Annotated in this window: 6 protein-coding genes; 5 read left to right on the forward strand and 1 reads right to left on the reverse strand. The window is 72.6% G+C overall.

Annotated features, from left to right (window positions below; all coding sequences use genetic code 11):
- Positions 1-211: 211 nt before the first annotated feature.
- Complete coding sequence (locus tag J0670_RS39995; protein ID WP_307806656.1) at positions 212-2,722, reverse strand: SdrD B-like domain-containing protein; 2,511 nt, start codon at positions 2,720-2,722, stop codon at positions 212-214.
- A 314-nt stretch (positions 2,723-3,036) separates the two neighbouring features.
- On the opposite strand from J0670_RS39995, the gene J0670_RS23335 reads away from it, so the two are divergent.
- The 5 genes from J0670_RS23335 to J0670_RS23355 form a co-directional block, all read left to right on the forward strand.
- Complete coding sequence (locus J0670_RS23335; protein WP_207813606.1) at positions 3,037-3,930, forward strand: polysaccharide lyase; 894 nt, start codon at positions 3,037-3,039, stop codon at positions 3,928-3,930.
- Positions 3,931-4,024: 94 nt separating this feature from the next.
- Positions 4,025-4,747 carry a sulfite exporter TauE/SafE family protein gene (locus J0670_RS23340; protein ID WP_243437399.1) on the forward strand — a complete coding sequence of 241 codons (723 nt, stop codon included), beginning with the start codon at positions 4,025-4,027 and terminating at the stop codon, positions 4,745-4,747.
- An 85-nt stretch (positions 4,748-4,832) separates the two neighbouring features.
- On the forward strand, positions 4,833-6,128 hold the full coding sequence (locus J0670_RS23345) for an MFS transporter (protein WP_207813607.1): 1,296 nt from the start codon (positions 4,833-4,835) through the stop codon (positions 6,126-6,128).
- Positions 6,129-6,193: 65 nt separating this feature from the next.
- Positions 6,194-6,547 carry a metalloregulator ArsR/SmtB family transcription factor gene (locus tag J0670_RS23350; RefSeq protein ID WP_196950449.1) on the forward strand — a complete coding sequence of 118 codons (354 nt, stop codon included), beginning with the start codon at positions 6,194-6,196 and terminating at the stop codon, positions 6,545-6,547.
- Positions 6,548-6,656: 109 nt separating this feature from the next.
- A partial coding sequence (locus J0670_RS23355) for an MFS transporter (RefSeq protein WP_207813608.1) occupies positions 6,657-7,835 on the forward strand: 1,179 nt, incomplete at its 3' end.

Here is a 7,835-nt window from a genome sequence, read left to right on the forward strand (position 1 = left end):
TGCCCGGCCGCCCGGCGACCGATCTGCCGGGGGCCGTCGACCCGAACGCGTACCCGCTGCCCGCGAGCGCGGACGCGCTGCTCAAGCCGTGAGAGCGGTGAGCGCGATGAGAGCCGTGAGAGCCGTGAGAGCCGTGAGCGCCGTGCGGCAGTGAAACGGGGGCCGGGCCCGTGGCCGCTCAACTCGCCACGGGCCCGGCCGGGTCACGCTGCTACGGCTCGTCCTCCCGGGTCATCGCGCCGGACCAGGGCGGCTCCGTTTTGTGGCACCGGCACTTCCGGTTGACGGCCGTCACCGAGACACCCACGTCGATGTTGTCGTCGGTGAGCACCAACGGCCCGAACCACCTGTTCTCCGGCGCCTTGTAGCCCTTCGGCGGGCACAACTCCTTCCAGTAGTACGTCCCGGGCAGGCCGACGCCCTGGCAGATGCCGTCGGCCCCGGTGACGCAGGGCTCACCGACCGGCGTGTCCTCGTGCTTGCCGTGCTCACCGTGGCCGCGCTGCCAGCCCCCGCCGTCGGCCTGGCGGTACAGCTGGAACTTCGCCCCGGCCAGCGGATTGCCGTCCTGATCGTGCTTGATCAGGGTCAGCAGGCCCACCCGCTGGAAACCGAAGTCGAAGGTGTGGTCGTTCTCGCCCGGCCCACCCGTGGTCAGCGCCCGCTCGGGGTACGTTCCGCCCGGCGGGACGACGCCCTTGGAGTTGACGAACGGGTTGGGACCGACGTCGTGCGCGGTCGGCACCCACAGGTACAGCGGGCCGCCCTGGGCGTAGTCGGCCGGGTTGTCCAGCCGGATCGTGTAGTCGGTGTGCGGTTTGAGCCCGCCGGTGACGTTCGAGTCGTCGAAGTAGTACTCGCCGCGCGCCGTCGTCGTCGCCGTGCCGACCACCGTGTTCGACGCGTCGTACAGATGGACGGTGACACCGGCCACCGGGCTCTGGCCCGGCCTCTGGATGCCCTCGCGCGCCGGGTCGTACCAGACGCGGTTGCCGATCTGCAGCGGCGCCCGGTCGCAGAGCACTTCGAGGTCGCCCATCGAGGCGCCCTTGCCGAACGGCGCGGGCGTCCCCGGCGGGTTGAGCCGCAGGCCGAACTGCGGGTCCGGCTGGCCGTTCGCCCGCTGGAGGAACGACGTGCCGTAGCCGAAGGCGGTGTGGTTGGGGTCGAAGGCGGAGGTCGCGATGGTGCTCTCGACCTTGGAGAGCGCGATGCCCGCGAACGCCGTGTTGTGGTGACCGCCCCAGGCGGGGTCGAAGAACCGGGTGCCCCGGGGCGAGAGCCCGCAGCCGTTGTTGGTGTCCATCACGTACGTGCCGTTGGCGAGGCAGGCCTTGTTGAGGTCACCGCCCGACATCACGTTGGAGATGGAGTTCGGCGCGGGAGCGGTCGGCGCGCGGTCGCCGAAGCGGTCGCGGAAGGACAGCAGCATCGAACCGTCCGTCTCGAACCCGATCTCGCCCAACTCCGGTTCGGGGTTGGCGATGGTGTTGTTGCCGCAGGGGCGGCCGTCCTGCGACGCCGGGTAGGTGCCGGTCCACGGCCACCAGCCGGCGCCGTCGCACGGGCCGCCGCCGACGGTCGACTGGCGCGGGTAGTCCAGCGGCTGGTTCAGCACCGCGGGCTGGAACGCGCCGGTGGCGAGGTCGAAGGGCAGCACGACCGCCCGCAGGTCCGACTTCTGGCCGGTGGACTCTCCGGAGCAGACGCCGCCGAGGTAGCCGGTGCCGTCCTGGAGGCCCAGGCCGAACGGCCGCCAGTCCCCGGCCGCCGGGCAACCCGGGTCCGGGATCGGGTAGACCGCCGTCGGCGCCGAGGCCGTCGCCAGGGTCGCGTCGTAGCGGTACAGCCGGCGGTCGTTGAGGTTGACGACGAACAGGTCCCTGCCGTCCTCGGTGATCTTGAGGCCGCCCAGGCTCTCCTTGCCGGGGACGTCGAGGAAGCCGTCGTCGATGCCGCCGGCGTGGACGGTGGCGCCGGCGTTCGGCACGGTGGTGAACAGCGTGGTGCTCTTCTGCGCGAGGTCCGTGACGTAGACGGCGCCGGCGCCACCCGGGCCGTAGACCGTGGCCCGCTTGGCCATCGCCGAGGAGAACACCCGCTTGTCGGCCTTGTTCCACGCGACGCCGAATTGCGTGCCCGTCTGCGCGTTGGTGGCGAGGTTCGTGACGTTCACGTCCACGCCGTCCTGGCCGCGCGCGCTGTACGGGAACGACACCAGGGTGCGCTGCGCCCCGCCCTCCAGCGCGGTGGGCTGACAGGTCGCCACCAGCGTCGCGTTCTTCTGGCAGTAGTCGCCCGGGTACCACAGGCCGGTGGTGTACGAGACGTTCTTTCCGCCGGACAGGTCGACGAACTCCTCGTTGGAGCTCAGCTGGTTCGGCGCGCCGTCCAGCCCCTGCCGCGAGGCGAACGCCGGGAACAGCACGCCCGGCTTCGGATTCACCACCTGCACCCGGTACTTGCCGCCGGTCGCGTTGCTCGACGCCGGGGCCAGCGCCACCGTGCCGTCGGCCCCCGTGACGCCCTCGATGCCGACGCCCGCGTCGTCGGTGAGCGTCACCGTCACGCCCGCGATCCCCGGCTCCAGCGCGGGCGTCCACACCCCGGAGGAGTCCACGGCCCGGATCACCCGGACCGTCACCGTCCCGTCCCCCGCCTGCGGGAACGCCGCCGGCGCCGTCAGCAGCCCTCCGCCGACCAGCGCGACGGCGAGCGCCACGGCCCGCGCGACGCCCCTCCTCGTCCTTCTCGTCCCCACCTGACCCCACTCTCTTGACCTGTGGTCATATGCCCGATTCCGGCAAGATCTCCAGAAGAGCGGCTTTGAGTCGTTTACGTCCCTGTTCCCGGGCGCGTTCACCGGTGTGAGTGACGGACATAGGGCGGGAAATCGCGCCAAGTTCGGATATCACCACTCAGGTTCGCATACCGCCGAGTGAAATGCGGCGTCCGGAGCGGAAGATCGGCGTCACGGTGGACAACTCGCTTTTGGGGCATGATCGGTGTGGATCGATCGCCGACCGAGGAGCCCCGATGAACCGCCTCGCTCGTACCGCCGCCCTGGCGGCCATGGCCCTGCTCGCCACCGCGGGCTGCGCCGCCACGCCCGCCGACGCCCGGACCCACCCGACGAGGACGCCCACCTCCGCACCCGCCCCGAGCGGAGCCGCGGCCTGGACCGGCCAGTTCCGCGACTACGGCACCCCGCAGTGGAAGAAGGCCTGGGGCACGGCCGACCAGGGCGCCTGGGGCGGCGCCGACTTCGCCGCCGTCAACGACCCCACCGCGCCCGGCGGCGGCCCCGTCCTCCAGGTGACGTACGGCGCCGGCTCCTCCGCCAACAGCTGCACCGACTGCCCCAACCCCGGTGGCGGCCAGTTCTACACCGATCTGAACACCCTCGGCCTCTCCGCCCTCGCCAAGGGCCCCGCACTGGACCTCAAGTACGCCGTCAAGTTCCCAGTCGGCCGCGACTGGGGCAAGGCCGGCAAGCTGCCCGGCCTGTACGGCGGGAAGATCGGCGAGGAGTCCGGCGGCAACCACGGCGCCGGCTGGTCCACCCGCTACATGTGGCGCGGCGCCAACGGCAGCCCGGACAACGGCGAGGTCTACCTCTACACCCCGACCAACTCCGGCCCCACCGGCTACGGCGTGGACGAGGGCCTGGGCGACTGGCACTTCCAGGCCGACGGCCGCTGGCACACCGTCGAGCAGCTGGTGAACCGCAGCACCGGCGACATCACCGTCTGGTACGACGGCCGCCAGGTGCACGCCGCCCACGGCACCGCCTCCGGCATCGGCTCGATCCCCTTCAGCGGCGTGCTGTTCTCCACCTTCTACGGCGGCCACGACACCAGTTGGGGCCCGGCCACCACCCAGCACGCCTACTTCGCCGACTTCTCGCTCTCCGCCGGCGTCCAGCACTGATGAACGGCCGGCACTGTTGAACGGCCAGGCGCTGATGAACGGCCGGCACTGATGAACGGTCGGCACTGATGAACGGTCGACGCTGTTGAACGGCTTGACCGGAGAGCTCGCCCTGGGCGTCGTCGTCCTGCTGGGAGCCTCCGTCCAACGGCTCGCCGGCATCGGCTTCGCCCTGGTCGCCGCCCCCGTCCTGGTGCTGATGCTCGGCCCCAACGGCGGGGTGACACTGGCCAACTTCGCCGCCGGGGCGATCAGCGCCGTCGGGCTGGCCACCGGTTGGCGGCAGGTCCGCCCGGCGGCGATGCTGCCGCTGCTGCTCGCCGCCGTGTGCACCGTCCCGGCCGGGGCCTGGGTCGCCTCGGCGGTGCCGACGCCCGGGCTGCTGATCGGCATCGGCCTGCTGGTCAGCACGGCTGCCCTGCTGGTGATCTGGGGTGTACGGGCCGACGCGCTGCGAGGGGTCGGCGGGGCGCTGGTCGCCGGCGCCACCAGCGGGTTCATGAACTCGGCCGCCGGGGTGGGCGGGCCGGCGGTGTCCCTGTACGCCCTCAACTCCGGATGGACGGCGCGGGAGTTCGTCCCCAATGCGCAGCTGTACGGGACGGTGGTGAACGCCTTCTCGCTGGCCGCCAAGGGCCTGCCCGGCCTGAGCCGGCCCGCCTGGGGCCTGGTGGCGGTGGCGCTCGCGGGCGGCATGGCGATCGGCGCGCTGCTGGCCGCGCGGGTGCCGGAGCGCCGGGCCCGGATGGTGGTGCTGGGGCTCGCCCTGGCGGGTGGGTTGACCACTCTTGTCAAGGGGGTTTACGGACTCGGATAGCCCCGGACAGCCCGGGCAGTTGGGGCAGTTCGGATTACTCGGACAGTCCCCTGGTCATCCTCCGCGGACATGTCATACTGCCTCGGTGACATCAGCTGATCTGGCCACGCCACCCCGCCGCAAGAGCCCTCAACTCGGCCGGAAGTTCGGCATGTTGTGGTCGGCCTCGGCGATCTCCTCGGTCGGCGACGGCATGCGGGACTCAGCCCTGCCGCTGCTCGCCGTGGCCGTCTCGGACTCGCCCGGCGCGGTCTCGGTGGTCTCGGTCGCGGCCTCGCTGCCCTTCCTGCTGATGTCCCTGTACGGCGGCGTGCTGGCCGACCGGGCCGACCGGCGGCGGCTGATGTGGACGATCGACTCGCTGCGCGCGGCCGTCGTCCTGGGCTTCGCCGCCTGGGTCTACCTGGCCGATCCGCCGCTGGCCGTCCTGGCCGCGCTCGCCTTCGTCCTCGGCTGCGGCGAGACGGTCTTCTCCAACGCCGCGACCTCGGTGATCCCGGAGGTGGTCCGCCCCGACCAGCTCGACGCCGCCAACGGCCGGATGCAGGGCAACATGCTGGTGGGCGGCAACCTGATCGGCCCGCTGCTCGGCTCGGCCCTGTTCGCCGTGGCGGCCGGCCTCCCGTTCACCGTGGACGGCGTGTCCTTCGCGCTCGCCGCCCTGCTGGTCGCCGCGACCGGCCGCTCCACCACCCGCCCGAGCCGCACCTCCCGCCCGGTCCTCACCGAGATCCGCGAGGGCGTGACCTGGCTCTACCACCACCGCGACGTCCGGATGCTCGCGGTGCTGTCCACCCTGGGCGCGATGACCTGCTTCATGGGCACCACCATGATGGTGCTGATGGTCACCAGGGTGGTGCACGCCCCCGCCGCCTCGTACGGCATCGTGCTGGCGGCCGGCGCCATCGGCGGCACCGCCGCGAGCACCCTGGCCGGCCGGCTCAGCCGGCTGATGAGCCGGGGTGCCCGGATCGCCATGGCCTTCCTGCTGATGGGCATCTCGCTGATCCTGATGGGGATGAGCACCTCCGTGGCCGAGATCGCCGCCCTCTACGGCGTGATCGGCTTCGGCATCGTGACGTGGAACGTGCAGGCGATCTCGCTGCGCCAGCAGGCCGTGCCGAAGGAGCTGCTCGGCCGGGTCAACAGCTGCTACATGCTGCTCAGCCGACTGGGCATCATGACCGGCGCGGCCCTCAGCGGTTGGATCGCCTCGGTCACCTCCGTCCGTACCCCGCTCTTCCTCGGCGGCTGCCTCCTGCTCGTCCTGCTGGTCGCCGTCCTGCTCCTGCTCCCGCGGATGTCCGCCCTGGAGCCGAGCCCGTCGGCCGAGGCCGCCGAGCAGCCGGTCGACGAACCGGCCGGGCGTCCGGCGGACTGAGCCCCGGCGCCGACCGCACTCGGGTGCGCACCCGTGCACGGCTTCCCCGGGCCTACGATGGCCGGATGAGCACCGGCACGGACCTGGCAGATGCACACCGCTCGCAGCAGCGGGCCGAGGCGCGGCTGGACGCCGCCGCCTCCGTCCTGGCCCTGCTGGCCGACCGGACGAGGCTCGCCCTGATGGAGCGGCTCGGCCGGGGCGAGGCGGACGTGACCACGCTGACCGAGGCCACCGGCGCCGCCCGCCCCTCGGTCAGCCAGCACCTGGCGAAGCTGCGCCTCGCCGGGCTGGTCACCACCCGCAAGGACGGACGACGGGTGGTCTACTCGCTGCGCCACGGCCACCTGCGCCGGCTCGTGGACGAGGCACTGAACGTCGCCGACCACCAGATCGCGCACCTGCCGCCGCACGACTGAGCCCGACGCGGGCCCCGAGGCGGTTCAGCCATCACCAATAGGTGCATAAGTACGCACGCATTAACTACGATGGATCCGATGCCCCTCCGACGTCCTGGGGACGGGACCCATGCTGACCGTGCTGCGCGACCGCACCTACCGCCACCTGTTCACCGCCCAGGTCGTCGCCCTGGTCGGCACCGGCCTGGCCACGGTGGCGCTGTCCCTGCTGGCGTACTCGATCGCCGGGAGCGAGGCCTCGGCGGTGCTCGGCACCGCGCTGGCGATCAAGATGGTCGCCTACGTGACCATCGCCCCGCTCGCCGGAGCCCTCGCCGGGCGGATCCCCCGGCGGGCGCTGATGGTCTCCATGGACGTCACCCGCGCCGGGGTGGCGCTCACCCTGCCCTTCGTGGACCGGGTGTGGCAGGTCTACGTCCTGATCTTCCTGCTCCAGGCCGCCTCCGCCGCCTTCACCCCGACCTTCCAGGCCACCATCCCCGACGTGCTGCCCGCCGAACGCGACTACACCAACGCGCTGTCGCTGTCCCGGCTCGCCTACGACCTGGAGTCGCTGTTCAGCCCGGCGCTCGCCGCGCTGCTGCTGTCGGTGGTCTCGTACAACTGGCTGTTCGCCGGCACCACGGTGGGCTTCCTCGCCTCCGCCGCACTGGTCGTCTCCGCCGTGCTGCCCAAGCCCGCCCCCGTCGAGGCCGGGCCCGGCGGCGCGATCCACCGCAGGGCCGCCTTCGGCTCCCGGCTGTTCCGGGCGACCCCGCGGCTACGGGCGCTGCTGGCGCTGGACCTCGCGGTCGCGGCCTCGGGCGCGATCGTGTTCGTCAACACCGTCAACGTCGTGCGCGACCACTTCCACCGCCCCGCCGGGGCCGTCTCCCTCGCCCTCGGCGCGTACGGCGCCGGCTCGATGCTCGCCGCGCTGCTGCTGCCGCGGCTGCTCGCCCGGGTCAGCGACCGCTCCGTGATGCTGACCGCGGCCTTCGCCCTGCCGGGCGTCCTCGCCGCCGTCACCGTGATCACCGCCGCCCCCGCCGGGGCCGGCACCTGGCTCGCCCTGCTCGCCGCCTGGGCCCTGGTCGGCGCCGGCGGCTCGGCCGTGCTGACCCCGGGCGGCCGGGTCATCCGCCGCTCCGCCGCCGACGCCGACCTCCCCGCCGCCTTCGCCGCCCAGTTCTCCCTCTCGCACGGCTGCTGGCTGCTCACCTACCCCCTGGCCGGCTGGCTCGCGGCCGGCGCCGGACTGCCCGCCACCGCCGTCGTACTCGGGGCCCTCGCCCTCGCCTCCGCGGTG

The sequence above is a fragment of the Streptomyces sp. FH025 genome (genome assembly GCF_017427025.1).
GTDB lineage: Bacteria > Actinomycetota > Actinomycetes > Streptomycetales > Streptomycetaceae > Kitasatospora.

What these genes read in the sequence shown, in the direction of transcription:
- J0670_RS23350 (WP_196950449.1), top strand. Translation starts at nt 6,194, where the DNA reads ATGAGCACCGGCACGGACCTGGCAGATGCACACCGCTCGCAGCAGCGG.
- J0670_RS23335 (WP_207813606.1), top strand. Translation starts at nt 3,037, where the DNA reads ATGAACCGCCTCGCTCGTACCGCCGCCCTGGCGGCCATGGCCCTGCTC.